Source organism: Parasphingorhabdus sp. W113, from assembly GCF_055693205.1.
Genome location: NZ_CM146328.1, coordinates 2,976,899 through 3,003,199, shown reverse-complemented (window position 1 = coordinate 3,003,199; position 26,301 = coordinate 2,976,899). Strand labels below are relative to the sequence as shown.

The 26,301-nt window shown below is 57.6% G+C and carries 21 protein-coding genes and 1 pseudogene; 18 read left to right on the top strand and 4 right to left on the bottom strand.

Annotated elements, in window-relative coordinates; translation table 11 throughout:
* Positions 1 to 132: 132 nt before the first annotated feature.
* The 9 genes from ACZ1GS_RS14490 to gspM all read left to right on the top strand — a co-directional run bounded on the left by ACZ1GS_RS14490 (position 133) and on the right by gspM (position 12,643).
* Entirely contained in the window at positions 133 to 1,662 is a 1,530-nt protein-coding gene (locus tag ACZ1GS_RS14490) for a hypothetical protein (RefSeq protein WP_472695875.1), read from the top strand.
* Between the two features lie 79 nt (positions 1,663 to 1,741).
* Positions 1,742 to 4,438: a TonB-dependent receptor domain-containing protein gene (locus ACZ1GS_RS14485; RefSeq protein ID WP_472695874.1), complete on the top strand. Its 2,697-nt coding sequence runs from the start codon at positions 1,742 to 1,744 to the stop codon at positions 4,436 to 4,438.
* 203 nt (positions 4,439 to 4,641) lie between these two features.
* Positions 4,642 to 5,394: a type II secretion system protein N gene (locus ACZ1GS_RS14480; protein ID WP_472695873.1), complete on the top strand. Its 753-nt coding sequence runs from the start codon at positions 4,642 to 4,644 to the stop codon at positions 5,392 to 5,394.
* Positions 5,394 to 7,574, top strand: a complete 2,181-nt coding sequence (gene gspD, locus ACZ1GS_RS14475; RefSeq protein WP_472698154.1) for a type II secretion system secretin GspD — start codon at positions 5,394 to 5,396, stop codon at positions 7,572 to 7,574. The genes ACZ1GS_RS14480 and gspD overlap by 1 nt, the downstream gene beginning before the upstream one ends.
* Before the next feature lie 68 nt (positions 7,575 to 7,642).
* Positions 7,643 to 9,142: a type II secretion system ATPase GspE gene (gene gspE / locus ACZ1GS_RS14470; protein WP_472698153.1), complete on the top strand. Its 1,500-nt coding sequence runs from the start codon at positions 7,643 to 7,645 to the stop codon at positions 9,140 to 9,142.
* On the top strand, positions 9,135 to 10,349 hold the full coding sequence (gene gspF, locus ACZ1GS_RS14465; protein WP_472695872.1) for a type II secretion system inner membrane protein GspF: 1,215 nt from the start codon (positions 9,135 to 9,137) through the stop codon (positions 10,347 to 10,349). The genes gspE and gspF overlap by 8 nt, the downstream gene beginning before the upstream one ends.
* Before the next feature lie 22 nt (positions 10,350 to 10,371).
* The gene (gspG, locus tag ACZ1GS_RS14460; RefSeq protein ID WP_472695871.1) at positions 10,372 to 10,869 is read left to right on the top strand and encodes a type II secretion system major pseudopilin GspG; all 498 of its coding nucleotides are present in this window, start codon (positions 10,372 to 10,374) and stop codon (positions 10,867 to 10,869) included.
* Positions 10,870 to 11,033: 164 nt separating this feature from the next.
* Complete coding sequence (locus ACZ1GS_RS14455) at positions 11,034 to 12,161, top strand: type II secretion system protein L (RefSeq protein WP_472695870.1); 1,128 nt, start codon at positions 11,034 to 11,036, stop codon at positions 12,159 to 12,161.
* Positions 12,158 to 12,643: a type II secretion system protein GspM gene (gspM, locus tag ACZ1GS_RS14450; protein ID WP_472695869.1), complete on the top strand. Its 486-nt coding sequence runs from the start codon at positions 12,158 to 12,160 to the stop codon at positions 12,641 to 12,643. Before ACZ1GS_RS14455 ends, gspM begins: the two co-directional genes overlap by 4 nt.
* 80 nt (positions 12,644 to 12,723) lie before the next feature.
* Here gspM and ACZ1GS_RS14445 read toward each other — a convergent pair whose 3' ends face one another.
* Positions 12,724 to 13,827, bottom strand: coding sequence for an acyl-CoA desaturase (locus tag ACZ1GS_RS14445; protein WP_472695868.1), 1,104 nt, complete (start codon positions 13,825 to 13,827; stop codon positions 12,724 to 12,726).
* Positions 13,828 to 14,087: 260 nt separating this feature from the next.
* On the opposite strand from ACZ1GS_RS14445, the gene ACZ1GS_RS14440 reads away from it, so the two are divergent.
* On the top strand, positions 14,088 to 14,426 hold the full coding sequence (locus ACZ1GS_RS14440) for a hypothetical protein (RefSeq protein WP_472695867.1): 339 nt from the start codon (positions 14,088 to 14,090) through the stop codon (positions 14,424 to 14,426).
* A 119-nt stretch (positions 14,427 to 14,545) separates the two neighbouring features.
* On the opposite strand, the gene ACZ1GS_RS14435 is transcribed toward ACZ1GS_RS14440, so the two are convergent.
* Positions 14,546 to 15,259, bottom strand: a complete 714-nt coding sequence (locus ACZ1GS_RS14435) for a hypothetical protein (RefSeq protein ID WP_472695866.1) — start codon at positions 15,257 to 15,259, stop codon at positions 14,546 to 14,548.
* A 217-nt stretch (positions 15,260 to 15,476) separates the two neighbouring features.
* Here ACZ1GS_RS14435 and ACZ1GS_RS14430 point away from each other — a divergent pair, with 217 nt between their 5' ends.
* Together ACZ1GS_RS14430 and ACZ1GS_RS14425 are read left to right on the top strand one after the other, a co-directional pair.
* Positions 15,477 to 16,874, top strand: coding sequence for a cytochrome P450 (locus ACZ1GS_RS14430; protein WP_472695865.1), 1,398 nt, complete (start codon positions 15,477 to 15,479; stop codon positions 16,872 to 16,874).
* Between the two features lie 85 nt (positions 16,875 to 16,959).
* Positions 16,960 to 17,802: a class II aldolase/adducin family protein gene (locus ACZ1GS_RS14425; RefSeq protein ID WP_472695864.1), complete on the top strand. Its 843-nt coding sequence runs from the start codon at positions 16,960 to 16,962 to the stop codon at positions 17,800 to 17,802.
* Between the two features lie 15 nt (positions 17,803 to 17,817).
* Here ACZ1GS_RS14425 and ppc read toward each other — a convergent pair.
* Positions 17,818 to 20,521: pseudogene (gene ppc, locus ACZ1GS_RS14420) on the bottom strand (phosphoenolpyruvate carboxylase).
* A gap of 113 nt (positions 20,522 to 20,634) precedes the next feature.
* Here ppc and ACZ1GS_RS14415 point away from each other — a divergent pair.
* Positions 20,635 to 21,507 carry a DUF5694 domain-containing protein gene (locus ACZ1GS_RS14415; protein WP_472695863.1) on the top strand — a complete coding sequence of 291 codons (873 nt, stop codon included), beginning with the start codon at positions 20,635 to 20,637 and terminating at the stop codon, positions 21,505 to 21,507.
* Positions 21,508 to 21,538: 31 nt separating this feature from the next.
* On the opposite strand, the gene ACZ1GS_RS14410 is transcribed toward ACZ1GS_RS14415, so the two are convergent.
* Positions 21,539 to 22,105, bottom strand: coding sequence for an HNH endonuclease (locus ACZ1GS_RS14410; RefSeq protein ID WP_472695862.1), 567 nt, complete (start codon positions 22,103 to 22,105; stop codon positions 21,539 to 21,541).
* Between the two features lie 112 nt (positions 22,106 to 22,217).
* Between ACZ1GS_RS14410 and gluQRS the strand changes: the two genes are divergently transcribed.
* The 5 genes from gluQRS to egtD all read left to right on the top strand — a co-directional run bounded on the left by gluQRS (position 22,218) and on the right by egtD (position 26,292).
* Positions 22,218 to 23,111: a tRNA glutamyl-Q(34) synthetase GluQRS gene (gene gluQRS, locus ACZ1GS_RS14405; RefSeq protein ID WP_472695861.1), complete on the top strand. Its 894-nt coding sequence runs from the start codon at positions 22,218 to 22,220 to the stop codon at positions 23,109 to 23,111.
* Between the two features lie 9 nt (positions 23,112 to 23,120).
* Positions 23,121 to 23,351: an HIG1 domain-containing protein gene (locus tag ACZ1GS_RS14400; RefSeq protein ID WP_472695860.1), complete on the top strand. Its 231-nt coding sequence runs from the start codon at positions 23,121 to 23,123 to the stop codon at positions 23,349 to 23,351.
* 13 nt (positions 23,352 to 23,364) lie between these two features.
* On the top strand, positions 23,365 to 23,943 hold the full coding sequence (locus ACZ1GS_RS14395; RefSeq protein WP_472695859.1) for a cob(I)yrinic acid a,c-diamide adenosyltransferase: 579 nt from the start codon (positions 23,365 to 23,367) through the stop codon (positions 23,941 to 23,943).
* A gap of 156 nt (positions 23,944 to 24,099) precedes the next feature.
* The gene (gene egtB / locus ACZ1GS_RS14390) at positions 24,100 to 25,293 is read left to right on the top strand and encodes an ergothioneine biosynthesis protein EgtB (RefSeq protein WP_472698152.1); all 1,194 of its coding nucleotides are present in this window, start codon (positions 24,100 to 24,102) and stop codon (positions 25,291 to 25,293) included.
* Positions 25,294 to 25,332: 39 nt separating this feature from the next.
* Entirely contained in the window at positions 25,333 to 26,292 is a 960-nt protein-coding gene (gene egtD, locus ACZ1GS_RS14385) for an L-histidine N(alpha)-methyltransferase (RefSeq protein WP_472695858.1), read from the top strand.
* Positions 26,293 to 26,301: the final 9 nt, after the last annotated feature.

Here is a 26,301-nt window from a genome sequence, read left to right as displayed (position 1 = left end):
ACCGTCACTGAAACGGCATCGGCGGGTCATGTGTCGCGCCTAGTCCGGCCCCCGAAGGCGATGGGGGGAAAGTGATTCGTTTCCACATCATCTGATCCGAAGTTTCAAATCAGTTTTCGCGGAGACCAATCCATGTTGAAGAAGCAAACCCGTTCCGTACTTTTTGCCGGCGTCGCCGCCGTCGCCGTTTCCGCTTGCGGTGCGGATGATGTCGCATCACCGGGCGAGGGCAACATCATTGTCCTGCCGACGCCAACCCCGAGCCCTACGCCGACACCCACTCCTACTCCGACACCCACTCCTACACCTACCGGACCGGCCGCTGACTGCCCCACGGGCACATCCAATGTCGGCACGATCACGACCGGCAACAGCGAGGAAGTGCGCAACTGCCAGATTTCCGGCGTTATTCAGGGCAATCTGGTCGTGCCTCAGCGGTCCGGCACGATTTACTCGCTGTCCGGTGCGGTTGAAGTCGGAACCGATGGTGGCACAACCGGTATCCTGACGATCGAACCCGGTGTCGTCCTGTTCGGTTCTTCCGGCGGTGATTTCCTGCTGGTCAATCGCGGTTCCCAGATTTTTGCAGAAGGCACCGCCTCAGCCCCGATCATCATGACATCGCGCCAGAATATCCTCGGAACGACCGGACCTGACAGCATCGGACAGTGGGGCGGCGTGGTCATTCTGGGTCGCGCGCCGATTTCCGATTGCGCCACCGGCGGTGCATCCAATCCGGGGGGAACCCGTACGGATTGCGAGGCGATTGTCGAAGGGCCGTCCAACGCCGTTTACGGTGGTACATCACCGGCGGATTCCAGCGGCCGGATGTCCTATGTCCAGGTGCGCTATCCCGGCTTTGAAGTCTCCCCGGGCAACGAGCTGAACGGCATCACCATGGCGGGTGTTGGCAGCGGCACATTCTTCCAGAATATTCAGGTGCACAACAGCTCTGACGATGGTGTCGAGTGGTTTGGTGGCCGGGTCAACGGCAAGAATCTGGTGATGACCGGTATCGACGATGACTCGGTCGATTCCGATTCCGGCTTCCAGGGCAGTAACCAGTTCGTGCTGGCCATCCAGCGCGCCAATGGCGGCGACCATGTGATGGAAGCGGATTCCAATGGCGATGAGGATGCCGAACCGCGTCAGCGCCACCGTCTGGCCAATGTGACATTTGTTTCCAACGGTGCCGATCACGTCATCTTGCTGCGCGGCGGCGGCGATTATGAGTTCTACAATAGCGTGTTCAACAGTCCGGCCGCCTGTATCGATATCGATAGCGCCACCACGATCCAGGCTGCGGGCGCGGCGGCGGATGAGAACGGGCCTCCGGTCTTTGAGTCCCTGTTCATGAGCTGCGGCACGGCCTTTGTCGATGATGGCAACGTGACGGCGGCGCAGATCCAGACGATCTTCAATGCCGGGATCAACAACACCGAAGCGGGAACCTCATCGCTCGCCAACAGCGCGGCGGTTTTCCCGTTCATCAATGGCGCCAACGAAGCTGCGGTTGCTGCCTTCACCGTCAGTGCGGTCGACAGCTTCTTTGAGGATGTCAGCTATATCGGGGCCGTTCAGGATGCCAATGACACGCGCTTCCAGGGCTGGACTTGCGGTCTTTACGCCGATGATTGCGCCACCGCTCCGACCATTGGCTGAATAGCGAACACACAATGTGGGATGGCGGCCGGTACTGGCCGTCATCCCATTTTTTCAGACTGTATAAGGAAAATTTCCGATGACGAAGCGGGTATCACTGGCCACTAGTCTCTTACTCAGCACCGCGCTGTTTTCACCAGCCGTCCTGGCGCAAACGACGACCACCCAACCAGTGCCGCCCGCTGATCAGAGCGAAGAGGCCGAACCGGAAGAGGATGTCGATATTTCGGCGCCGGGCGGCGATTTCAGCGGCGAGATCATCGTCCGCGGCAAATTTATTCCCAACCCGATCCGGGCCACGTCGGAAGTGGTTTCGGTGCTTGGCGAGGAAGAAATCGCGCGCGCAGCGGACGGGGATATTGCCGGTTCCCTGCAGCGCGTCACCGGTTTGAGTGTCGTTGGTGGGCGCTTCGTGTTCGTTCGGGGTCTGGGTGAGCGCTACTCCCTCGCGCTGCTCAACGGCCTCCCCCTGCCATCACCCGAGCCGTTGCGCCGGGTCGTTCCGCTCGACTTGTTCCCGACCAGTGTGATTGCATCAACGGTTGTTCAGAAAAGCTATTCGGTCAACTATCCCGGCGAATTTGGCGGTGGCGTGATCAATCTGACGACCAAGGCGACACCTGAAGAGCCGTTTCTCAAGTTCAGCTTTGGCATTAGCGGTGATAGCGAAACCACCGGTGAGCTGGGCTATACCTATGACGGGTCGGACACCGATATTATTGGCTATGACGATGGGACGCGCAATATCCCGAACGGTCTGGCCAACGCGATCGATCAGAATGTCCCCATTTCGGTGGGCACCAATTTTTCCAGTCTGGACTTGCAGAATTTTGCCGCGAGCCTGAACAACGCGCAAACATCGCTGATCCAGCGCAACAATGATATCCCGGCCAATTTCTCGGCCGAAGTCACCGGTGGCACAACGCTGGATATCGGCGATGCCTTTGTCGGGGTGATCGCCACTGCCGGTTTCGAAAATAGCTGGCGGACCCGCGGCGGTGTGCAGCAAACGTCGCAGGGCATTGTCAATATTGACGGTGAGGCGGGCTTGCGTCCGGACCAGGATTTCAACTTTCTGACAACCGAAAACCGGATCATCGTCAATGGTCTGCTGGCGCTGTCGGCGGAAATTGACGAGCACAAGCTGCGCTTCACCAATCTCTATATCCATGACACGGTGAAAGATGCGTCGATCAAGCAAGGCATTGACGCGATCAACGTCGATGAGGAAACTCTGCTTAATCAAGGCCGGACCAGCTGGTTCGAACGGCAACTTTTCACCACCCAGTTTGTCGGAGAGTTCAAATTTGACGCGCTGTCGCTTGATGTACGCGGCAGCTATGCCAATTCCAGACGCGATGCGCCCTATCAGCGGACGTCGAGCTATGCCTTTGACCGGTTGATTGCCAATGATTTTGTCAATGATCTGACATCACCGGGTGAGTCGGCCCGCATCCGGTTCAGCGACCTGAACGATCATGTCTACGGTGCCGGGATTGACCTGGGCTATGAAACCAATATCGGCGTGCCGATCAATTTCACCGCCGGTTACAGCTATTATCTCAACAATCGCGATGCCCAGCGCCGCGATTTCCGTTTCATCCCGGCCAATGGATTGCCCAATCCGTTCGATCAGCAACGGATTGATTTTCTGCTGTCCGATTTCAACATATTCACCCAGGAGATCCAGCTCCGCGAGGTTGCCGCCCAGACATCGGTTCCGGCTTATACCGCGGAACTGGAGATCCATGGTGGATATGGGCAGTTTGATGCCAAGCTGACCGATGGCTTGCGGCTGAATGTTGGTGTCCGCTACGAAGACGCCCAGCAGGAAGTCCTGCCAATCACCCTGACCGGTGGTCAAACATCGGTCGCCACCGGCCTCGACAATGATTACTGGTTGCCGGCCGGCACGCTGACCTGGAATTTTGCCGACGACATGCAATTCCGTCTGGCGGCGTCCAAAACGGTCGCCCGTCCGCAATTCCGGGAATTGGCGCCCCAACAATTTCTCGATCTCGAAACCGACCGGACCTTCATTGGCAATCCGCTGCTGCAGGACAGCGAGCTGATAAACGTCGAAGGCCGGTTCGAATATTATATTGGCCGGGGGGAACGGATTACGCTGGCCGGCTTTTACAAGGACATCGACAATCCGATCGAGAATGTCGCGTTTGTCCAGGGCGGTGGGACCTTGTTTACCGGTTTCTCCAACGCACCCCGGGCGCAGCTATATGGCGCGGAAGTCGAGCTGGTGAAATATTTCCCGTTCCACAATTTTGGCGGGCGCTTTTTTGAAGACCGGCGGCTTATGCTGGCTGCGAACTACACATATACCAAGTCGGAAATCAAAGTGGCTGCGGGAGATCAAGCCATCAATCCGGTTACCTTGCAGCCCACAACGGCATCCAACCTGTTTGACGATGGTGATCGGCTCACCGGCCAATCCACCCATGTCGCCAATTTGCAGTTCGGCATGGAAAAAGAGGAAGGGCTTTCGCAGCAAACCTTGCTGGTCACTTATAATAGTCCGCGAGTCACCGCGCGCGGACCGCAGGACCAGCCCGATCTGATCGAACGGACCGGTTGGCAGCTCGATTTCGTCATGCGCGAAGCCCTGGTGATCGCGGGACAGGAATTTGAACTGAAGTTCGAGGCCCGCAACCTTCTGGGTACCGATTATCGCGAGTCTCAGACGTTGAATAGCACGCAGATTATCAACAATGGCTATGATGTCGGCACGCGTTTGTCGTTGAGCGTTGGCATCAATTTCTAGGAGACACAGGCTGCTCTTGGAAAACAACCCGGCAGGCCTGTAATTTTTATGTCATCTATGAGTCGCAGATTGGTCACCAAAGCGTTATAGCCTCGACCATAAGCAGTTTGCGGGGAATAGTGACCAGTTTATCTTCAAACCGATTATTGGCGAAAACGCGTCATTTGCCAGCGCCGGGGCTGTATATGCTATGCGCCGCTCTGTTGGCTGTTTTGCTGCTGGTTCAGGTGATCCGGCTGGTCTGGCTGGCGGTGACGCCGCTCGGTCCGGTTGGGGACTGGCAAGCCCGGAATGTCGACAGTTTGTCTGCGGAATCCCGGCTTTCGCTGTTCAGCAGCTTTGATCCCTTTTATCGCGCCGGTCCGGCAAACACGGCCAATGTCGTCACATCCTTGCAACTGACCCTCTATGGCATCCGGATGAACGAAGGATCGGGTCTGGGGTCTGCTATCCTGGCCGGGCCTGACGGGGTGCAGGACAGTTTTGCCGTGGGCGAAGAGATTCAGCCTGGCGTGACACTGGATACTGTCAATTTTGATCATGTCATCATCGATCGTGGCGGGACTCGCGAAAGCTTGTACCTCGATCAATCCATACCCGCAGAAACCGTTGGCAGTGATCTCGCGCCATCGGCACCGGATGCCATTTCATCGGTTCAACAGAATCCCGGGCTTGCCAATCCGCCGTCGATGGCAGATGCAGTGGGTTTTGCACCACGGGAGGTGAATGGCAAGGTGACGGGGATTGTTCTATCGCCACGAGGCGAGAGCGGCATGCTGGAAGCGGCCGGATTCAGAGATGGAGATATTATTGTGTCGGTTGATGGCAGCGACGTGACTTCCACAACCGATATAAACCGCCTGAGAGGGAAGATCGTGCCCGGTGCCCAGGTCTCGGTCGAGGTTGAACGCGGTGCCAATCGGGTTCCCATAGTGATTAACACGGGAGCGCAATGATGAAGGCGATGATTGCTAAATTCGCCGTGAGTCTGGCGGCCATTGGGTCGGCTTCGGTTGCTCCGCTCCATGCGCAGCACAGCTTGAACGTGCGCGATGCCGATATCCGCGCCTTTGTCCAGGACGCTGCACGGGTGACCGGACGGACGTTCATTGTCGATAGCCGGGTGCAGGGCAAAGTATCGGTCGTGACTGACCGGCCGCTGTCCCGATCGGAATATTTCGAGATTTTTCTGTCGACGCTGCGCGCCAATAATCTGGTCGCGATTCCGACAACCGGGGGTGCTTACCGGATTCAGCCTGCGGATGGAGCCGCAACGCAACCAACCCGTATCGGCACGCGCCAGTCACCCGCCAATCAATTTGTCACCGAGGTGGTGCGGCTCAAATCCATCGAAGCATCAGCAGCGCTTGAAACCTTGCGTCCGCTGATCAGCAAACAGGGCGCCATCACCGCCAACCGCAATGCCAACAGCCTGGTGATCGTGGACTATGCCGACAATATCCGTCGGGTCCGGCAACTGGTCGGCCAGATTGACAAAGACAGCGCCGCCTCGACGATCGTGAACCTGAAAAATGCGGGCGCGCGGGAAATTGCGGTCTCATTGCAGACCCTGGCCCAGCAGGGTGGCGATGGGGTTCTGGCTCCGGTGACGGTGGTGCCGATCGACAGCAGCAACAGCATCGCCTTGCGCGGCGACCCCGGCGCGGTGGCGAAATTTGCGCAAATGGCAAAGGATTTGGATCAGAGTGCAGCCTCCGGTACGGAAATCCGTGTGCATCAGCTGGACTATGCCAATTCCGAACAATTGCTCCCGGTGATCGAGCGGTTGGTTGGTCAAGCGGGCAGTGGCGCCACATCTGTCGCGCCGGCCAGCAACGGCAATGGTGATGACAATGGCAGCGCTCCTGCGCCGATTCCGGCAGTAGCCACGGTTGGAGAAAGCACTGGCACCGGCATCGCCCGGCGTGGACCAGCCGTGGTGACCCGCTATGAAGGCACCAATGCCATTATCGTGGCGGCTAATCCCGATGTGCAGCGGATGATCGGCGAACTGATCCGTCAGCTCGACACCCGTCAGGAACAAGTGTCGGTCGAAGCGATTATCGTTGAGATTTCGGATTCCCTGGCACGCGAATTGGGCGTGCAATTCCTGATCGGCGGTGAGAACACGCCGTTTGCGGTTACCAATTTTTCCAACGCTTCTCCGAATATTGTCGACATTGCCGGCGGTTTGCTGGCCGATGAGTTTGATACCACGACGACGACGACCACCGACACCGCGACGACGACCACCACCAATAGTGTGGTCGGGGACCAGCTGCTGGAAAATGCGGCGGATGCCGTGCTGGGCGCGCGCGGTTCGTTTACCGGCTTCGCGACGACCCTCGGCGGCAATACTATTCTTGGAGCGATTGTGAACGCGGTGCAGCGGGATTCGGATTCGAATCTGCTATCGACGCCGTCGCTGACCGTGAACAACAACCTCAAGGGCAGCATATTATTCGGTCAGGAAATCCCGGTCTCTACCGGCGAGGCATTGTCGAACAATTTCGACAATGCCTTCCGGACGATCCAGCGGCAGAATGTTGGTATCGAGCTGGAAGTCACGCCGCAGATCAATGCCAATGACGAAGTTCGGCTCGAACTGCGCCAGGAAGTCAGTTCGATCGCCGGACCGGTGTCCGATGATTTCAATGAGTTGATCATCAACAAGCGCGAGATCAAAACGACGGTTACCGTGGGCGATGGCGAAATCGTCGCGCTGGGCGGTCTGCTCGATGACAACGAACGCCGCACGATAGAGAAAATCCCCTTTCTCGGTGATATTCCCCTGATCGGCGAATTGTTCAAATCGCGCGGAAAGTCCCGGGTAAAAACCAATTTGATGGTCTTTATCCGGCCGAAAATTCTCCGTGACCGCAACGACGCCCGGGCCTTCTCGGCGCGCCGCTACGGCTATATTCGGGCCCGTCAACAGCGGCGTGATCCGGATCTGGAACCCTCGCTCGACGCATTGGTGCGCGATTATCTCGGTACGACCCCGCCAGCTTTAGAAGCGCGGCCGGGCGACCAGATTATCTATGCGCCGGGAGCGACCGCACCCACGCAAGAGAGTGGCCCGGTCGAGCCCGTGCCGGTTCCGGCCAGCGATCCGCAGACGGAGCAGAACGACTGATGAAAATCGCGAAGGAGACAGATAAAGCAGTTTCCGGCGATATCGAACAGTCGGCGGAACCGGATGGGATGACGCGGGAGCCGTTGCTGGACATTCCCTACGCTTTTGCCCGCGATCATGGGGTCTTGTTGATGCGAACCGACGGCGAACGGCTGGCTGTTGCTGTACGGGAGGGCGCAGATCCGCAGGCGTTGCTCGAAATTCGCCGCTATCTCGCAATGCCGTTTGACGTTGATCTGGTGACGCCGGACGATTTCGATCGGATGGTTTCAGAACATTATGCGATGGACGGCAGCGCCGCCGCGATGGCTGGCGACATGAGCCTGAGCAACGACGCGCTCGATGATATTGCCGGCGATATCCCAAGCGCCGAAGATCTGCTCGACAGTGCTGATGACGCGCCGACAATCCGGTTGATTAACGGTATCATTGCCGAAGCCGCGCGGCAGGGTGCCTCCGATATTCATATCGAACCCTATGAAACCGGGCTCGTGGTTCGCATGCGCGTGGATGGCGTGCTGCAGGAAAAACTGCGCATGCCGCCCCATGTCGCCTCGGTCATCGTCAACCGGATCAAGGTCATGGCGCGGCTCGATATTGCCGAACGCCGGATTCCGCAGGATGGCCGGATCAGCCTGACATTGGGTGGAAAACTGCTCGATGTGCGCGTTTCCACCTTGCCCAATCGGGCGAACGAACGCGTTGTGATGCGGATATTGGACAAGGAAAGCGCTGCGATTTCACTCGATTTGCTCGGCATGTCGAAATCCACGCACGCGATCTTGTCCGATGCACTTGCTGAACCCAATGGCATCATATTGGTAACCGGCCCCACCGGCTCGGGTAAAACAACGACCCTTTATGCTGGCCTCAAACAGCTTAATGATGGCAGCCGCAATATCCTGACGGTCGAAGATCCGGTCGAATATGCCATAGACGGTATTGGTCAGACTCAGGTGAACGCCAAGGTCGGACTGACCTTCGCCGCCGGTTTGCGCGCGATTTTGCGCCAGGATCCTGACGTCGTGATGGTCGGCGAGATTCGCGATCGCGAAACCGCGGAAATCGCGGTGCAGGCGTCGCTGACCGGGCATCTTGTCTTGTCGACGGTCCATACCAATGACGCGGTCGGCGCGATCACACGGATGCGGGATATGAAGGTGGAGCCGTTTCTGCTGGCCTCAACCCTGCGCGCCGTCGTCGCCCAGCGGCTGGTTCGCAAGCTCTGTCCCCATTGCCGCGTGCCGATCCAGGCTGACGGCAGTCTGGCGTCGCTGCTGGGCTTTGACAATGGCACGGTCGTGTATCGCGAAACCGGTTGTGACGAATGCAATCATACCGGCTTTCAGGGACGAATTGGCGTGTTTGAAGCGATCCGGGTGGACGATACGATCCGCAAGCTGATCAATGACGGCGGCGACGAGGCGCGGATCGCGGCGCATGCGTTCCTGAAGAAGCCCAATCTGGGGGCTGCCGCGCGGGCGATGGTTCAGGAAGGTTTGACGACGGCCGAGGAAGGCATTCGCATTTCCCGCCGGGACAGTCTGGATGAGCCGGTCGATGCCTGACTATTCCTATACGGCGATTGATCCAAAAGGACGGGAAAAGACCGGCCGGTTAAACGCTGCGAGCGATGATGCTGCCCGCGCCAAACTGGCTGAGCGCCAGTTTTACGTGGTCAAAGTCGAGACGAGCACAGGCGGTGGATCTGTTGGCAAGCGATCGCTGCTCGGACCGCGAAAGCTGAATGCGAAGGAATTGACTCTTTTTACGCGACAATTGTCGTCCCTGATTCAGGTCACTCCTTTGGAAGAAGCGTTGCGAACAATCGGCAGTCAGAACGAAAAGGCGCATGTTCGCGAGCGTATTGGCTCGGTCCATGGCGGTGTGATCGAGGGGCAGCGCCTGTCCGAAGCGATGCGCCGCGAGCCGAAAAGCTTTCCGCCGCTCTATCGCGCCATGGTCGCGGCTGGCGAAAGTTCCGGAACCCTGCCAGATATTACCGAGCGCCTGGCGGGATTGCTCGAGCGACAGGCCGAAATGCGCGGCAAGTTGATCAGTGCGCTGGCTTATCCGATCGTGCTGGCACTGGTTGCGATTCTGGTGGTCGCGTTGCTGATGATCGCCGTGGTGCCCAAGGTGGTGGAGCAATTTGATGACGTGAACCAGCAATTGCCATTTGTGACGCGGCTGGTGATTGGTATCTCCGACTTCATGGCCAGTTGGTGGGGCGCGATTCTCGGTGTGCTGGCGGTTCTGATATTCGCTGGCTGGCGGGCTTTGCAGGAACCCCGGATTAAATATAGGTTTGACGGCTTCTTGCTCCGCTTGCCTTTTTTCGGACGCTTGCTCCGGGATTTGCACGCCGCCCGACTGGCGCGGACCTTGTCGACGATGGTATCCAGCCGCTTGCCGATACTCGAAGGGTTGCGGCTGACCACCAACACGATCAGCAATGCCGTTTTGCGCAAGGCGTCTGATGACATGGTCGAGGCGATCCGGGGCGGTGGCAGCCTGTCCAAGGCGCTCAAGAATGCCGGCGTCTTTCCGCCGATGCTGATCTACCTGGCCGCCAGCGGTGAAGCGTCCGGACAGTTGGACGAAATGCTGGCGCGCGCAGCAGACTATCTGGAACGCGAGTTTGACAATTTCAGCTCGACCGCCCTGTCATTGCTCGAGCCCTTGATCATTGTCTTGCTCGGCGGGGTTGTAGCGGTGGTCATTTTGGCTATCTTGCTTCCGATATTGCAGCTTCAGAATCTGGCGGGCCTGTAAGGCCGGATTGATAGGAACACCCATGTTGAAATTACGGACCAATCGTATCGCGAAACGGAACCATCAGTGCCATCGCGACGAGGCCAATGATACGCCGGTCGCAGCCGAGAAGAACGGATTCACGCTGGTCGAGCTAATGGTGGTGATATTCATCCTCGGCCTGTTGACCACGATTGTCGTGATCAATGTGCTGCCAAGTCAGGACCGGGCGATGGTGGAAAAGGCTCGGGCGGATTTGTCGACCATGGGCCAGGCGCTCGAAATGTATCGGCTCGACAATCTGTCTTACCCCAGTTCGTCCGACGGTCTGGCCGCACTGATCGCACCGCCGGCATCGCTGCCGCCCTCTGCGCGCTTTCGCAAAGGCGGATATATCAAGAAATTGCCCAACGACCCCTGGGGTCGCCCTTATCAATATGACAATCCGGGGCGCCGCGGCCCGGGTTATGATCTCTTTTCACTGGGCGCTGACGGCGCGCCGGGTGGGGAAGACGACAATGCCGATATCTATGCCGAATGAGAAATAGGACGGCCAGAGGGCAGCCATAGGTGACATCGGCGAAAAAATTGACTAGCTGAATCACGAGATTGAAGATTTTGCAATCGAGTCGGGGAAGCTATGTCTGGACAATATCCATTTGCACCGCTTTCCCGGCCTGTTGAAAAGGCGATGGCATCCCGCCAATGAACAATTCCAATCTCCTTATCGTCAATCTTCCGACAACCGAAGACAGCCTGATCCACTGGTGGCATGTCGTCGAGGGCGTCAAGCAGACAGGCGGTTGCGATGCTGACCCGCTTTTGGCGGCCGGCCTGAAACTTCCGGCTGTCGACGCGGAACCGCTGATGATTGTTGCACTGGTGCCGTCCGGATCAACCGTGATCGCCTGGCATGACCGGGCTGAGTCGCTGAGCGATCCGCAAGCCTTGGCCGCCGCCCGAATGGCGGTTCGCGACCAGAGCCTGAGCCCGGAACGCTTGCACATTGCGGCTGCCATCACAGCCTCTGCAGATGTCGTTACGGCGGGCATTGGCAGCGATATTTTGGCCGGCGGTCTCCTCCGGCTGCAGGATATCGACATCGATCCCGATCTGATCTTGCCGTGCGGCATGCTGATGGATGCTCCCGAGGAGGGTTTTGTGTCGGCCGATTTCGGCTTTGACCGGGTGTTGCGGGGTGATCGTCTGATCATGCCTGATGAACCGGGATTGCGCCAAACACTGGTGGCGGATGCACCGGTCACATCAATGCCGGATAGCGAAATCGAGCAGGCCCTGTGCGATATCAATGGGTCAAGCGCACCCAATTTGCGGTCCGGTGATTTTGCCAAGAAGGTTGATCGCAGTTTTTCTGCGCCGCAGAAACGGCTGCTGGTCGGATTGCTGGGTGCATTGCTGCTGGTTTCGTTGCTGATTCCGCTGGTGAGCCTGGCCAAATATTACTGGGCGACAAACACCATTGCATCCGATGCGCTGACCAAGGCCAATGCGGTTGTCGGACCAGCCACGACGGTCGCGGATGCCGAGACATTGCTCGATCAGCGGCTGATCAGCGAAAACCGCGGGAATATCAGGTTTTCAGTGCCGGCTTCGGCATTGTTTTCCGCTGTGCAGCAAGCACCGGGCGTCGCCATCGAACGGATCGGTTATCGGCCGGACGGGACGGTTTCGGCGGGTTTGTCGGCGGTGCGCAACGAAGATATTAATCCCGCTCTGCTGGCGCTGCAAAAAGCCGGTTTTGTGATCACCGCCACCCCCCGCACGGACGCGACAGGATCAGCCAAAGCTGACATCACGGTGCGCGCGCCATGATGTCTTCCTTTTCCAACTGGTTTCTCGGGCTCAGCGCACGAGAGAAGAACATGATCGGAATCCTGGGCATTCTGGTCGTCGGTATCGTCGGGTATTACGCCGTTTTTTCGCCTTTGCGCTCGGCTTTAAGTGCAGCGGAACAGCGCTATGGAGAGGCAGTGGAGCAACGCGCCCGTATTGAAAGCAAGATACGCGCGCTGAAGGTGCCTGGCCAAGCGGCTGTCCAACGGATCAGTGGGCCGCTCGATGTCTTCATCAGCCAGCGGGCGGGAGAAGCCGGCTTCGCGGTTGGCCGATTGGACCCGCAAGCCGATAGCCGGATCAATCTGGTGATCGATTCGGCGCGTCCGACGGCCCTATTTGGTTGGCTGGCGAGGCTCGAGGCGCAGGGTGTTGCGACGGAACAACTGGTCGTGAGCCCCGCTTCCGGGGGAACGGTAACAGCAACCATGACGTTGCGCGCGACTATCCCCGCGCCATAGCAGCCATCGCCTGGTTTGGCGGAATCCGCAAAATGAGAATGACAGGAACAGGAATCGCCCGGTGATCAGCCGGAATCCGTTTAGCGCCCTTCGGTGGTGAGCTGTGCTTCGGATTCGACTTTGCCGGCAGTGGCAGGAAACATCAAACCTTGATCAGCCTGCGACAGAGCTTCCGGACTCGGCGCTGCAGGTGTGGCTTTGGCAGGCTTGACCTGTACCCAGTCGCCGTCTGCGTCGCGGGTATATTTGGGCGCCTTCTGCACATTCCACACCAGACCCATTTTTGCCCAGAGATTGATGATCATCCCGTTGACGTCAATTTCCCACCAAGCAATTTGCGACGATGCAGCGCGCGGATGCTGGTGGTGGTTGTTGTGCCAGCCGTCACCAAAGGTCATCCAGGCCATGAACCAGTTGTTCCGCGATCCGTCCTTGGTCTTGAACCGCTGTGATCCAAACACGTGACCAATGCTGTTTACGCCCATGACGAAGTTCAGGAAGAAGAAATTGCGGAACAGGCCGCCGATCAGAATCGTTCCGATAATATGCTCTGGTCCGCCAAATGCCAGCGCCCACAGCGCCGGGAAGATAATACTGGAAAAAACCGCGATCGACCAGCGATGGCGGTGACACCACATGACCTGCGGATCATCGATCAATCCTTTGCCATAGACCGTCATATCTGACGTGGTATTGTCGAACAGCCAGCCAAAATGGGCGATGCCGAGGCCCTTCCATTTCGACATTTTCTTGCCGTGGCCGTCAATATAGGGGCTGTGTATGTCGCCAACCCGATCCGAAAAAGCGTGATGCCGGCGATGATCAGCAGCCCATTTGAGCACCGAGGCCTGGCAGGCCATTTGGGCCATGATGCCAATGGCGAGGCGCATTTTCGGCCCCGCTTCAAAGGCGCGATGGGTGAAGAATCGGTGATAGCCGATTCCGACTCCCATATTGATCAAGACATAGCCAAACAGAAAAGCCGACCATTCCACCCATCCGGTCGTCTGGGTCAAAGTCCAATAGAGCGCACCGAGCGACCCGAGAGTCATGGATGACAGCAAAATACCATATTCCAGACGCTTAGCCCGGGCTGCGGGCCCGCCGATGATCACGCCATGCTGTGGGTGTTTTTCAGTCGGTTGATAATCGTCCGGTTGAATATCGCGAAATGCGGTCGCCATCGGCTTGCCCCTATACTTACTACCGAGTGTATTTAGCGGTTTCCCGCCACCATTACAATTATCTTAACCATTGCGGCAACGGAAAGACTCATCGCTCCACAATGGAGCAATCGACTCCCCAATTAGGGCAACAGCACTCACTTATCTGGGATTCTATCGCTGCTCTCGAGCCGCTGACCGGAAGAACCGCACCGTTCATGAAAGCGAAAGCGGTCGTCAGGCGTTCTGCACCCATCGTAAACCCGATAAGGAGAAAGACGATGCCTATTCGAACGATTATCACCACCGCTGTTGGTGCCACGCTTATGGCGCTTCCTGTGACGAGTGCGGTTGCCCATGAATCCGGCCGGGGTTCTCACGAACCAATTCTCACCCAACCTATTGCCAATGTTGAGAATAATTACTGGTTTGATTATCTGTCCGACATCAGCGAGGCGGAGCATGAGCTGAAAAAAGACCTGGCGCGCGCGACCGATGAAGAAGACCGGCGCGATGCGATGGAAGAATATCGCAATGAAATCGCGGACGCGAACAAGGACTATAAAAAGGAAATGCGCGAAAGAGGCTATCGCGTGGGACGCGTGACCGTTGGTCAATAAGCCCTGTTGCGGTTGCTGACGGCTATCGGAAAGCCGAAGGCGGGAGCGGTCTGGTTTGGTCGCTCCCGCTGATATATTCTGGCCATTTTGCGACCGTCCGAGCGGTCACATAGACAAGGCTATTGATCATCGACATTGCGCCGACTCACGCGAGGACTTCGCGGGGCCGTTCTGACGGTCGAGCGCTCGCGGCGTACTGGAGCGGCGCGGGTTGCCGGCCGTGCACTGGCTGCGGTGTTGCGATTACGGTTGCTGGCCCCGGCTGCGTTGTTCCGCCCTGACCGGACCGGTGCGGCGCGATTAGGTCTCGCTGCCCGGCCATCACGAACGGCGGGACGGCCTTGGCGATCGGCACGCCGATCGCTGCGCCGCGTGGCTTGGCCATCCGCCTGACGGTTCGCCCGTCTGGCGGCGCGGCGGTCCTGGCGCTCGGCGCGCATTTCCGGAGTGAGATCGCGGCGGCGCTCGGCGCGGCGGTCATCATATCGCCGGCGGACATGGCGCGCGCCATAATCGGCTCTTTGTCTGGCCCAGTGCCGCCGGTGATGCCGTTTCATGCCATAGCGGCTCCCGCGCCGATCAAAAACATAGACGCCATAACCGGGATAGTAAAAATCGTCGTACCAGCCGCCACCAAAGCCGATATTGGCGTAACCAAATCCGTCATCACAGGCATAATAGTCATCAAAGGGCGCATAGGGATCGCACTGATAGCCTGCACCGTTGACATAACCGTCACCATAGGCCCCGCCATAAGCGCAGGCGCTCAATCCCAACAGGGCACCCAGTAGCATGGCGGGCTTGCCCCAGCGTTCAAGTTTCAAATGGTTCACGGCCTGTCCCCTATGTCTTCCATCGCTGTTTTCAGGAAACAGCCAATGGGCTTTCGAAATAGTTTAGGCTCGTTTTGCCCCCGAGTCTGCGCTATTTTGTTGATGCCCTATTATGTAACAATGCACCATTGAACCGGTCATGAATGCAGATGCTTGCTGACATTAATGAAAGTAGCTATTAGGGTTGCCGAACCCCTTTTTATCAGGAGCCTTCACCTTGGCCAGCGCAGCACAAACATCCCATGGATATCCGTTTGAGGAAACCGCCAACCCGCATTGGGTCAAGCCCCCGAGCAAGGACGCTTTGGCCCATATCCCCGGCGAAGATGGAATACCGGTTCTGGGAACCACACTGAAAGTGATCAAGGATCCCATCGGTTTCGGGCGCCAGATGTTCGAGAAATACGGATCGGTCTATCGCACCTTCAGCTTTGGCAAACAGAATGTGATGCTGCTCGGTGCGGATGCGACCGAGCTGGTCATGTTCAACCGTGACAAGATTTTCTCCAGCGAGCAGGGCTGGGGTCCGGTGCTCAACAATCTGTTCCCCCGCGGCTTGATGCTGATGGATTTCGAACGCCACCGTGCCGATCGCAAGGCGCTTTCGGTCGCGTTCAAACCGGCGCCGATGAAACATCATTGCAAGGTCCTCAACGAGGGCATTGCCGAACGGGTTGACGAATGGAGCGGGACCAGTTTCGAATTTTATCCGGCGATCAAGTCGCTGTCACTCGACACCGCCGCCAGCGCCATTCTCGGCATTCCCTGGGGGCCGGAAGCCGACAAGATCAACACCGCCTTTGTCGACGAAGTGCAGGCCTCGGTGGGGATTGCCCGCAAGCCGATCCCGTTCACCAAAATGTGGAAAGGCGTCAAAGCCCGCGAATATTTGCTGAGCTATTTCACGCCACAGGTCAAAGAGCGCCGGGCCAAGGGCGGGGAAGATATTTTTACCCAGATTTGCCTGGCGACTCACGAAAATGGCGAGCTGCTGACCGAAGACGAAGTTGTCGATCACATGAATTTCCTGATGATGGCAGCGCATGACACGATTACGTCGTCGGCGACCAGCATGACCTATCTGCTCGCCAAACATCCGGAGTGGCAAGAGAAGATACGCGAAGAATGTCTGTCTGTCGCGCCGGCCGGTCAGCCCTTGTCCTACGAGGATCTGGGCAAACTCGAACTGACCGAAATGGCGTTCAAGGAGTCGCTGCGCCTGATCCCGCCGGTGCCCAGTATTCCGCGCCGCGCGATCAAGGAATTCACCTTCCGCAATTTCACGATTCCAGCGGGGACAAATATCGGCATCAGCCCGCAATTTGTTCACAAGATGGAGAAACACTGGCCCAATCCGGACAAGTTTGATCCGATGCGCTTCACGCCGGAAAATTCGGTTGGCCGCCACAAATATGCCTGGGTGCCGTTTGGCGGCGGCGCGCATATGTGCCTCGGCCTGCACTTTGCCTATATGCAGATCAAGATCCTGGTGCACGCCATACTCACCCAGAATCGCGTCCTGCTGTCCGGCGGTGCGGACTATGAGCCTCAGTGGCAGGTCTTTCCGATTCCGCAACCCAGAGATGGATTGCCGGTCCGGCTCGAGGCGCTCTAGCTTTTGCGGCGACAAAAACCGCGCGGCTATATGTTTATCGCGCCCGGTGGGATATAGAATGAAGAAATGACGAGGAGAATCAGCGATGGCGACGGCAGCAAAAGACACAGCATCGGCAATGGGTGCAGATGCTGGATTCAATATTCCGGACCCGACCACCATTGATCGGCTGGAAGGCAAGGTATCTGACGCAGAGTGGAAATTGCGCTGTGACCTCGCTGCAACCTACCGGCTTTGTGCGATGCACGCCTGGACGGATCTCGTGTTCACCCATATTTCCGCGCGGCTGCCCGACGAGGATGGCGAGGAACGGTTTCTGATCAATCCCTATGGTGTGATGTTCGATGAAATGACCGCCTCATCACTGGTCAAGATCGATCTGGAAGGCAATATCAAGCAGGATACGCCTTATTTTATCAACCCCGCCGGCTTTACCATCCACAGCGCGGTACACAGCGCGCGCGAAGATGCCGGCTGTGTGATCCATGTCCACACACCTTATGGCATTGCGGTCTCGGTTCAGAAAGAAGGCCTGCGCCGCTACACCCAGTTTTCGATGCAGGTGCATGATGACTTGGCCTATCATGACTATGAAGGCATTGCGCTGGACCTCGATGAACGCGAGCGGCTGATTGCGGATGTCGGGACAAAGAGTCTGCTGATCTTGCGCAACCATGGCACGCTGACCATGGGCAAGAATTGCGCGATTGCATTTCTGCGCATGTATCTGCTGGAAAATGCCTGCAAGACCCAGATTCTCGCCCAATCCGTGGGTAGTGCCGATCAACTGCATGAGGAAAGCGAAGAAATGGGCCACCGGGTCTATCAGCAGGGCGCACCAGCCTTCATGCCGGGACTGGGAGACAATCTCGTCTGGCCCGGCCTGATGCGCAAGCTGAACCGCACCAATCCCGGCTTTGACTATTGATCTGAGCGCAGCAGCTTAACCGCTGTTGCGCAACGCGGTTGCAATGGCGTTCAGCGACAGCTGGATGCCTTCGCCAATGCGCGGATCGTCCTCGCCCGCGCGCAGGCGTTTCATCAACTCGATCTGCAGATGGTTCAGCGGCTCGATATAGGGCAGGCGCAGCTCGATGCTGTTGAACAGTGATGGGTTTTTGGCGAGCAAATGGGGCTGGTCAGTAATTTCCAGCAGGATGTCGCGAGTCTGTTCCCAACCGGAGCGAGATCCGCCCGAACATCGCCGTGCCCATGGCTTTGTCTTCGACCAGTTCGGCATAGCGCTCGGCAATTCCCATATCGGACTTTGCCAGCACCATTTCCATGTTCGACAGACTGGCCTGGAAGAACGGCCAGCTTTGCGCCATGTCCTTCAATTTGGCGGTGTCATCAAAACCCGCAAGCGCCTGTCCGACGCCATACCAGCCAGGCAACATCACGCGGGCCTGAGCCCAGCTGAAGACCCAGGGAATGGCGCGCAAATCCTCGATCCGATCGCTTTTGGTCCGGCTCGCTGGCCGGGATCCGATCTTGAGCTTTGCGATCTCCGTCAATGGTGTCATTTGCCGGAAAAAGGTCCGGAAATCGTCATTGCCATAAACCAGGTCACGATATTCCGTGAATGCCACTTGCGAGATGCTATCCATGGCTTCGGCAAAATCCTGCTGGATCTGTTCGTCCGCCTGGTCAGGTTCGAGCGAGCGGAGCAGGACCGCGGACGTCATCGCCTCGAGATTGGTTTCCGCGACGCCGATCGTGCCATATTTGGCGGCAATGACTTCGCCCTGCTCGGTGATCCGGATGCGCCCGTCGACGGTGCCCTTGGGCTGCGCCTTGATCGCGCCAAAGGCAGAGCCACCGCCACGACCGACCGCACCACCGCGGCCATGGAACAGCTGCATCTTCACGCCGGCATCAGCAAAGACCGGGGTAAGGGCGTTGCTTGCCTTGAACAGGCTCCAGGTGGAGGTCAGATAACCGCCATCCTTGTTGCTGTCGGAATAGCCGATCATGACTTCCTGATAGCCACGCGCCTGGGTTAGTCCATGCATTTCCGGCAGGGCAAAAAACTCTGTCATCACCGCCGGTGCGTTTTCCAGATCGGCGACGGTCTCGAACAGCGGAACCGCCATGATCGGACAGGTCGGCGGCGCATCGACGGTCTCGGGTGCGCGATAGAGGCCGGATTCCATCAGCAGGACATAGACTTCCAATATGTCGGACACCGTCTCGCCATTGCTGATATTATAATTGACGATCACATCCGGGCCATATTGCTGATGCGCTTCGGTTGCGGCGCGCAGGATCGACAGCTCTTTCGCGGTTTCTTCGCTATAATCCGCCCAGGGACTCACCAGTGGACGATTATTGGCCAGTTCCTGCCGGAGAATGGCGACGCGCGCGGCCTCGTCCAGCGACAGATAGTCGGCTTCAACACCCGCTTCAGCGAGCAATTCGGCGATAACCCGTTCGTGGATGCGGCTGTTCTGCCGCATGTCGAGAGCCGCCAGGTGAAAACCGAACAGTTCAACCGTTCGGATCAGCCGGCCCAGTGCGCCCGATGTGGCAAACACGCCCTTGCCGCCTTCCCGGAGACCATGGGCCAGCACCACCAGCTCTTCGCGCAGCTGCTGGGGATTATCATAAGGCTCGGCGATGATCGGGGAAGGGCGCCCGGGCACATGACCGCACAACCGGAGGTGGGTGGCGGACAGGCGTGCATAAATGCCCGACAAGGCACGGCGATAGGGTTCGTCCTTTCGGCTCGGCGCATCATCACCACTGGCGTCGGCCAGCGCCAGCACGGCGGCCGGTACATCCGCGAGCTCGGTCGAAATCGACAGTTCGGCGCCCATGTCGTGGATCGCACCGAGATAATAGCCGATCACCGTCTCCGCGGCACGCGACAAGGCTTCTTGCATGGCGTCGGCATCGACGAACGGATTGCCATCGCGATCACCGCCAATCCAGCTACCGAGTTTCAGGAAATTAGGCAGCCGGGCCCCAAGCAATTTTTCCCATTTGCCATAGAGGCGCGGGAGAACCGGCAGGAACACATCGCGCATATAGCTTTGCGAAATCTGGACCTCGTCGGTGACAAACAGCCGTTCCCGCCGCAGCGGCCGGGTCTGCCAGAGCAGGGCGATTTGGCGCATGATCGCCTCGTCCAGAACATCGCCTTGCGGTGTGCTGTCTGCGCCGGCATCCTTCATGAGCAGCAATTCGGCAATCCGGGCCTTGTGATCGATCATGCTCTTGCGCCGCACCTCGGTGGGATGCGCAGTCAGCACAGGCGCGATCAGCGCTTCATCGAGCAGTTGCAATATCGCGGCCTTGTCAACGCCTTCGTCTGCCAGTTTCGTGATCGCCTCAGCCACGGTTGCGCCTTCTTCTGCGGACACCCCCTGGCGGTCTTCCGCTAGATTGGCGAGCAGCGAAAAGAGCATGAAACCCCGGACAAAGGCGGTTGTTTCATCGAGCGACAGGGCATCAAGACCGGGATCAATCGCGCTGGCATCAGCCACACCGCGGTGGCGATCAACGCTGGTCGAGCGGATATATTCTGTCCGCCGGTAGAGCTCTTCCCCGCCATAGGATCGAATGACGTCCCCGAGCAGTTTTCCAAGATATTTGATGTCCGGATTCTGACGGACGGCAAGCGGTGGAGTGGATGTGTTCTTGGTCATGGCGTTATGCTGCACTGCAATATGAAAGGGGTCAAGATTTTCCTGACAGTTTCCTTTTGACAGTCGATTGGCTTACTGTACTATAACAGCGATACACATTTGGAGATTGAAAGATGAGATATCTTGCTTTTGGGCTAGCCCTGTTTCTGTCTTCGCCGATTGCCGCTGCTGAAGACAGCGCGCCGGTAGACGTGATGATCCTCGGGACCTATCATTTTGCCAATCCCGGCCGCGATGCGGTCAATGCAAAGGTTGATGATGTCACGCAGCCCGCTCGACAGGAGGAAATCGCTGCGCTGGTCGCCGCCATTGCAGAATTCAAACCGGACCGGGTGTTGATTGAGCGCCAGATTGATGATCCTGGGATGGTCGACCCCGATTTTGCCACCTATCGCCCGCAGGATCTGCAGACCAAGCATAATGAAAATGTCCAGATTGGCTATCGGCTGGCGCACCTTCTCGGCCATGAAAATGTCTACGGATTTGATGAACGGCCTGGCGAAGGCGAACCGGACTATTTTCCCCTGGGCAAAGTACAGAAATTTGCGCAAACCAATAGCCGGGAAGCCGATTTCGGCGCCTTGTTTGGGGCGGTTCAGGATCGCGCCAACCGGTTTGAAGAAAAGCAGAAATGCGCCTCGATACCAACGCTGCTGCTCGAGGAAAATGATCGCGAAGCAATCGCCTTCTGGCACAGCAAACTCTATTACGGCCTGCTGTCCTATGGCGACCACGACAATCAGGCCGGCGCCGATCTCAACGCCTATTGGTATATGCGCAACGCCAAGATGTTTGCCAAAATCGGCCTGATCGCCAAGCCCGGTGAGCGGGTGTTCGTGCTGGTTGGGGCCGGGCACAAATATTGGCTCGAGCATTTTGCGGCGACCGTGCCCGGTTATCGGCCGGTTGATCCGCAGCCCTATCTGGAAAAGGCGTTGACCCAGTTGCCTCCGCCTCCGTCATGTATTGGCGACACAGGAAAATGAAGCCTGTCAGGCTTCAGCAGCTGCAGGGGACCTAGCCCTCGAGCTCGATATCCCAGTAGAGCCAGTCATGCCAGGTATCGTGCAGGAAATTGGGCGGGAAGGCGCGGCCATGTTCCTGCAACTGCCAGTTGGTTGGTTTGATCGGTTTTTTTGACAGCTGCATATGAGCCTCCTTCGGCGTCCGGCCGCCCTTTTTCAGATTGCAGGGCAAGCAGGCGGTCGCGACATTTTCCCAGGTGGTACGCCCGCGCTGCCGCCGCGGGATGACATGGTCAAAGGTCAGGTTTTCCAGGCTACCGCAATATTGGCACGAAAATTTGTCCCGCAGGAACAGGTTAAACCGGGTGAATGCCGGATATTCCGATGGTTTCACGTAATTTTTCAGCGCGATGACCGACGGAATTTTCATGTCCAGATTGGGGCTGTGGACTTCGCGTTCGTAGCTCGAGACGATATTGACTCGATCGAGAAAAACCGCCTTGATCGCCGTTTGCCAGGGCCACAGGCTCAAAGGATAATAGGATAAAGGTGTATAGTCTGCATTCAGCACCAGTGACGGGCAACTTTCCGGATGCCGCAACAGGTCGGGGTGGTACATATTCTCACTACTCCCTTAGCCTTTGACTGCCTGCTCTTTATCCGCAAGAACATGACATGGTCATTACAAAGCCGTCTTTCCAATCCTTATGCATGACAGCATTAACTACCCTATGACGTCAAGAGGGGATGTCAGCCAAGATGTTGTGGTGCGCTTTGCGCCCAGCCCCAACGGGTTGTTGCACCTCGGGCACGCTTATGCCGCGATCCAGGTCTTTGACTATGCCAGGGCCCATGGCGGACAGATGCTTTTGCGGATCGAAGATATTGACGCGCAGCGTACCAAAGAGACTTTCGTCACAGCCATAATGGAAGATTTGCAGTGGCTGGGATTGCCATGGTCCGGGGTGCCGGTCTTCCAGTCCCGGCGTTTGGACAGCTATGCCGCCGCGGCACAAGTCCTGAAGGATCGCGATTTGCTCTACCCATGTTTCTGTTCGCGGTCGGATTTGCGCTCTGCTCAGGCGCAGTCCGGCCTCGCCAAAGGACCGGACGGGCCAATTTACGCGGGGACGTGCCGCGCCATGCCGCGCGCCAAGGCGGCGCGGAAAATGGCTGAAGAGGAACATAGCTGGCGGCTGGACGTCGCCAGAGCAATGGCTGCGATCGCGCGTCCGATGCAATGGCATGACGCCCGGCGGGGCCGCCAAAGTGCTGCGCCGGAATTGCTGGGTGACGTTGTGATCATTCCCAAGCAAGGAGCCACCAGCTACCATCTTGCGGTGACCGTGGATGATGCACGCGATCAGATCAGCCATGTCATCCGAGGGGAAGATCTGTTTGCATCCACTCACGTCCACCGGTTGCTTCAGGCGCTGCTGGATTTGCCGACACCGCGCTATATCCACCATCCGCTGCTGCTGGACGAAACCGGTGTAAAGCTCTCAAAAAGCCGGGATTCTGCATCTTTAGCCGTATTGCGAAAAGCAGGTCGAAGTGGCATCTCGCTCGCAGACGATATGCGAAAAGAAATATTCCCGGTTGGCATAACCCTAGCGAAGGACTAGATAGACCCCATGAATTATGTTCTGATAATCTTGATCATTTTGGCGGCAGGCGCGGTCGTTGTGGCTTTGGTGCGCGGATTGATCGCCTTTGCCAATATGGAGCCCGAAGACGTGGATGCCGAAGGCGTCACGACATCGCACAAGAAGCAGAATGAAATGATGTTCGCGCGAGTGAAATATCAGGCCATAGCCGTGGTTCTGGTGGCGCTGCTTCTGCTGCTGGCTGGCGGTCAAAGCTGACGCCCTTGGTCTGATGGTCAAGCTCAACAAAATCTATACCAAAACCGGGGATGACGGAACGACGGGTCTCGTCGATGGGTCCCGCATTGCAAAAAATGATCCTCGCATGGCCGCGATCGGCGATGTCGATGAACTGAACAGCGCCTTGGGTGTTGCGATCACGGCCCTGGACGATGAGCGCCTGATCAAGATTTTGCGGATCATTCAGAACGATCTGTTTGATCTTGGTGCGGATTTAGCGACGCCGGCTGCAGACGGCGATGATTTTGCACCTTCTGAAATGGTGCTGCGTGTGACGCCGTCCCAAGTGGAACGGCTGGAGCAGGAAATCGATGCCGTGAATGCGGATCTCGACCCGTTGACCAGCTTCATCCTGCCGGGCGGCACTGCGGCGGCGGCGGCCATACATCTGGCGAGAGCGGTGGCGCGGCGGACTGAACGCACTGCCGTAGCCGCAGCACAGGTGATGGCATTGAACCCTGCAGCACTTGCCTACGTCAATCGGCTCTCAGACTATCTGTTTGTCTTGGGGCGGTTGCTCAACAATGGCGGCAAAGCCGACATATTGTGGGTTCCGGGGGCGTCGCGCTAAGCGCCAAAATGCGCCACTATCGGCAGTTTCGCACCGCCGTGGCGCAAATATAAGCGGTTGACCCTCTGGTCGTTCGCTCTATGTTCCTTGGATTGCCCATGCCCAGCCGGAGTAGGACTGATCAGCAGCCCCCGAAATACAGCCGTTACTGCATCCATCCCCCCGTCAAATGCCGCCGAAGACGCCCGTCATGTTCGACTCGCCACCGCCTTTGATGCGGTTCGGGCCTATAGTCTGGATCTGGTGAGCGGGCTAAGCGATGCCGATGCCACCGCTCAGTCGATGACTGACGCATCGCCCGCCAAATGGCATCTGGCCCATACCAGCTGGTTTTTTGAAACCTTCCTGCTGCGCGACCATGTCGCTGGCTATCAGGCCTTTGATGATGATTATGCGTTTTTGTTCAACAGCTATTACGAGGCTGAAGGCGCGCGGCATGCCCGCGCCGATCGGGGATTGCTAACGCGGCCTTCGATGGATGCGGTGCGGGCCTATCGCGTGCATGTCGACGAAGCCATGGCCGATGCCATTGGACAGTTTTCCGAGGCATTGCTCGATCTTGTCGAATTGGGTCTGCATCACGAGCAACAGCATCAGGAGTTGATGCTGACCGATATCCTCCATTTGTTTTCGCGCAACCCCATAGGTCCGGCCCTGCGTGAACGGCGGCCGCATTCGGCTTTTACAGAAACAGCGATGCAGTGGATTGTCGGCGCGACCGGACTACAGGAAATCGGATGCGATGATCAGGGCTTTGCTTTTGATTGCGAAGGACCGCGCCACAAGATTCTGTTGCACCCCCATGCCATTGCCAACCGTCCGGTCACCAATGGCGAATGGCAGCAATTTATCGCAGATGGCGGCTATGCCAATCCCGACTATTGGCTATCGGATGGCTGGGCCTGGGTCCAGGACCAGCAGATTGCCGCGCCGCTCTACTGGCGTGAGAATGACGGCAGGACGCAGCAATTCTCGCTCTATGGCTGGCAGGATATCATATTATGCGCGCCGGTCCGGCATATCAGTCTGTACGAAGCCGATGCCTATGCCAGTTGGGCCGGCGCGCGCCTGCCAACCGAAGCCGAGTGGGAAGTGGCTGCCCAAAATGGCTTGCCGGAAACCGGATCGGTCTGGGAATGGACCGGAAGTGCTTATCGACCATATCCGGGTTTCCAGACCGCTGCAGGCGCGGTCGGCGAATATAATGGCAAGTTCATGTCCGGTCAGTCGGTGTTGAAGGGCGGCAGTGTCGCAACACCGCCCGGACATATGCGCGATTCTTACCGCAATTTTTTCTACCCCCAGCAACGGTGGCAATATACCGGCCTCCGTCTGGCCAAAGATCTCTAAATCCACTGCATTTTACGCGCCGAGGACGCCGCTCACCTTATGGATATGACGACCAGCCGTATTGATTCGGCGTTTCGAACGGATGTGCAGCGCTGTTTTGAGGAACGGCTTTACGCCATCCCTGCGCGCTGGCTTTATGATCGCGCCGGTTCTGAATTGTTCGAGCAAATTACCGGGCTTCCGGAATATTATCCGACGCGAACCGAGACGGCGCTGCTCGAAGAATATAGTCCGGCAATTGCCGCTTTGGGTGGGCCGGGCCGTGCGATTGTGGAATTCGGATCGGGCAGTTCAACCAAAACACCGCATCTTTTGCGCGCAGCCGAACCCGGTGCCTATGTGCCGATCGACATTTCCGGAGAATTTCTGGAATATAGCGCGGCCCTGTTGCAGGACCAGTTTCCGGACTTGCCTATCTATCCGCTGGAAGCGGATTTCATGACCCGGATCAGTTTGCCGGACGCGGTGGCGGGATTGCCCAAGCTGGGGTTTTTCCCGGGATCGACGATCGGCAACATGATCGCCCGCACGTCGGTTGATCTGTTGCGGTTCATGCGTGAAACTCTGGGTACCGGGTCGCAATTGCTGATCGGCTTTGATCGTATCAAGGACCCTGATGTGCTGGTCGCGGCCTATGATGACAGCGCCGGCGTGACCGCGCAATTCTCGCTCAACCTGCTACACCGCATCAATCGCGAGTTGGACGGGACCATCGCCGTGAATGATTTTCGGCATGTTGCGCTCTGGAATGACCTTTATGCCCGGATCGAGATTTATGTGCAGGCGCAAAAGGACACCGATTTTCAACTGCTCGGGCAAGACCACAGCATGGCGGCCGGACAGCGCATTCATATCGAGAACAGCCATAAATATGGTCTGCGCGACGCGCGGCTGATGCTGCGCGCGGGCGGATGGTCGCCGATCGAGGAATGGAGCGATGATCAGGACTATTTCTCGTTGATATTGGCCGAAGCCAATCCGTTCAAACAGGCTCCTTAGACACGACCA

What these genes read in the sequence shown, in the direction of transcription:
- ACZ1GS_RS14425 (WP_472695864.1), top strand. Translation starts at nt 16,960, where the DNA reads ATGGCGACGGCAGCAAAAGACACAGCATCGGCAATGGGTGCAGATGCT.
- ACZ1GS_RS14395 (WP_472695859.1), top strand. Translation starts at nt 23,365, where the DNA reads ATGGTCAAGCTCAACAAAATCTATACCAAAACCGGGGATGACGGAACG.
- gluQRS (WP_472695861.1), top strand. Translation starts at nt 22,218, where the DNA reads ATGACGTCAAGAGGGGATGTCAGCCAAGATGTTGTGGTGCGCTTTGCG.
- ACZ1GS_RS14485 (WP_472695874.1), top strand. Translation starts at nt 1,742, where the DNA reads ATGACGAAGCGGGTATCACTGGCCACTAGTCTCTTACTCAGCACCGCG.
- ACZ1GS_RS14445 (WP_472695868.1), bottom strand. Translation starts at nt 13,827, where the DNA reads ATGGCGACCGCATTTCGCGATATTCAACCGGACGATTATCAACCGACT.
- gspF (WP_472695872.1), top strand. Translation starts at nt 9,135, where the DNA reads ATGCCTGACTATTCCTATACGGCGATTGATCCAAAAGGACGGGAAAAG.
- ACZ1GS_RS14400 (WP_472695860.1), top strand. Translation starts at nt 23,121, where the DNA reads ATGAATTATGTTCTGATAATCTTGATCATTTTGGCGGCAGGCGCGGTC.
- gspE (WP_472698153.1), top strand. Translation starts at nt 7,643, where the DNA reads ATGACGCGGGAGCCGTTGCTGGACATTCCCTACGCTTTTGCCCGCGAT.
- gspM (WP_472695869.1), top strand. Translation starts at nt 12,158, where the DNA reads ATGATGTCTTCCTTTTCCAACTGGTTTCTCGGGCTCAGCGCACGAGAG.
- ACZ1GS_RS14440 (WP_472695867.1), top strand. Translation starts at nt 14,088, where the DNA reads ATGCCTATTCGAACGATTATCACCACCGCTGTTGGTGCCACGCTTATG.
- ACZ1GS_RS14415 (WP_472695863.1), top strand. Translation starts at nt 20,635, where the DNA reads ATGAGATATCTTGCTTTTGGGCTAGCCCTGTTTCTGTCTTCGCCGATT.
- gspD (WP_472698154.1), top strand. Translation starts at nt 5,394, where the DNA reads ATGAAGGCGATGATTGCTAAATTCGCCGTGAGTCTGGCGGCCATTGGG.
- ACZ1GS_RS14410 (WP_472695862.1), bottom strand. Translation starts at nt 22,105, where the DNA reads ATGTACCACCCCGACCTGTTGCGGCATCCGGAAAGTTGCCCGTCACTG.
- ACZ1GS_RS14455 (WP_472695870.1), top strand. Translation starts at nt 11,034, where the DNA reads ATGAACAATTCCAATCTCCTTATCGTCAATCTTCCGACAACCGAAGAC.
- egtD (WP_472695858.1), top strand. Translation starts at nt 25,333, where the DNA reads ATGGATATGACGACCAGCCGTATTGATTCGGCGTTTCGAACGGATGTG.
- gspG (WP_472695871.1), top strand. Translation starts at nt 10,372, where the DNA reads ATGTTGAAATTACGGACCAATCGTATCGCGAAACGGAACCATCAGTGC.
- ACZ1GS_RS14490 (WP_472695875.1), top strand. Translation starts at nt 133, where the DNA reads ATGTTGAAGAAGCAAACCCGTTCCGTACTTTTTGCCGGCGTCGCCGCC.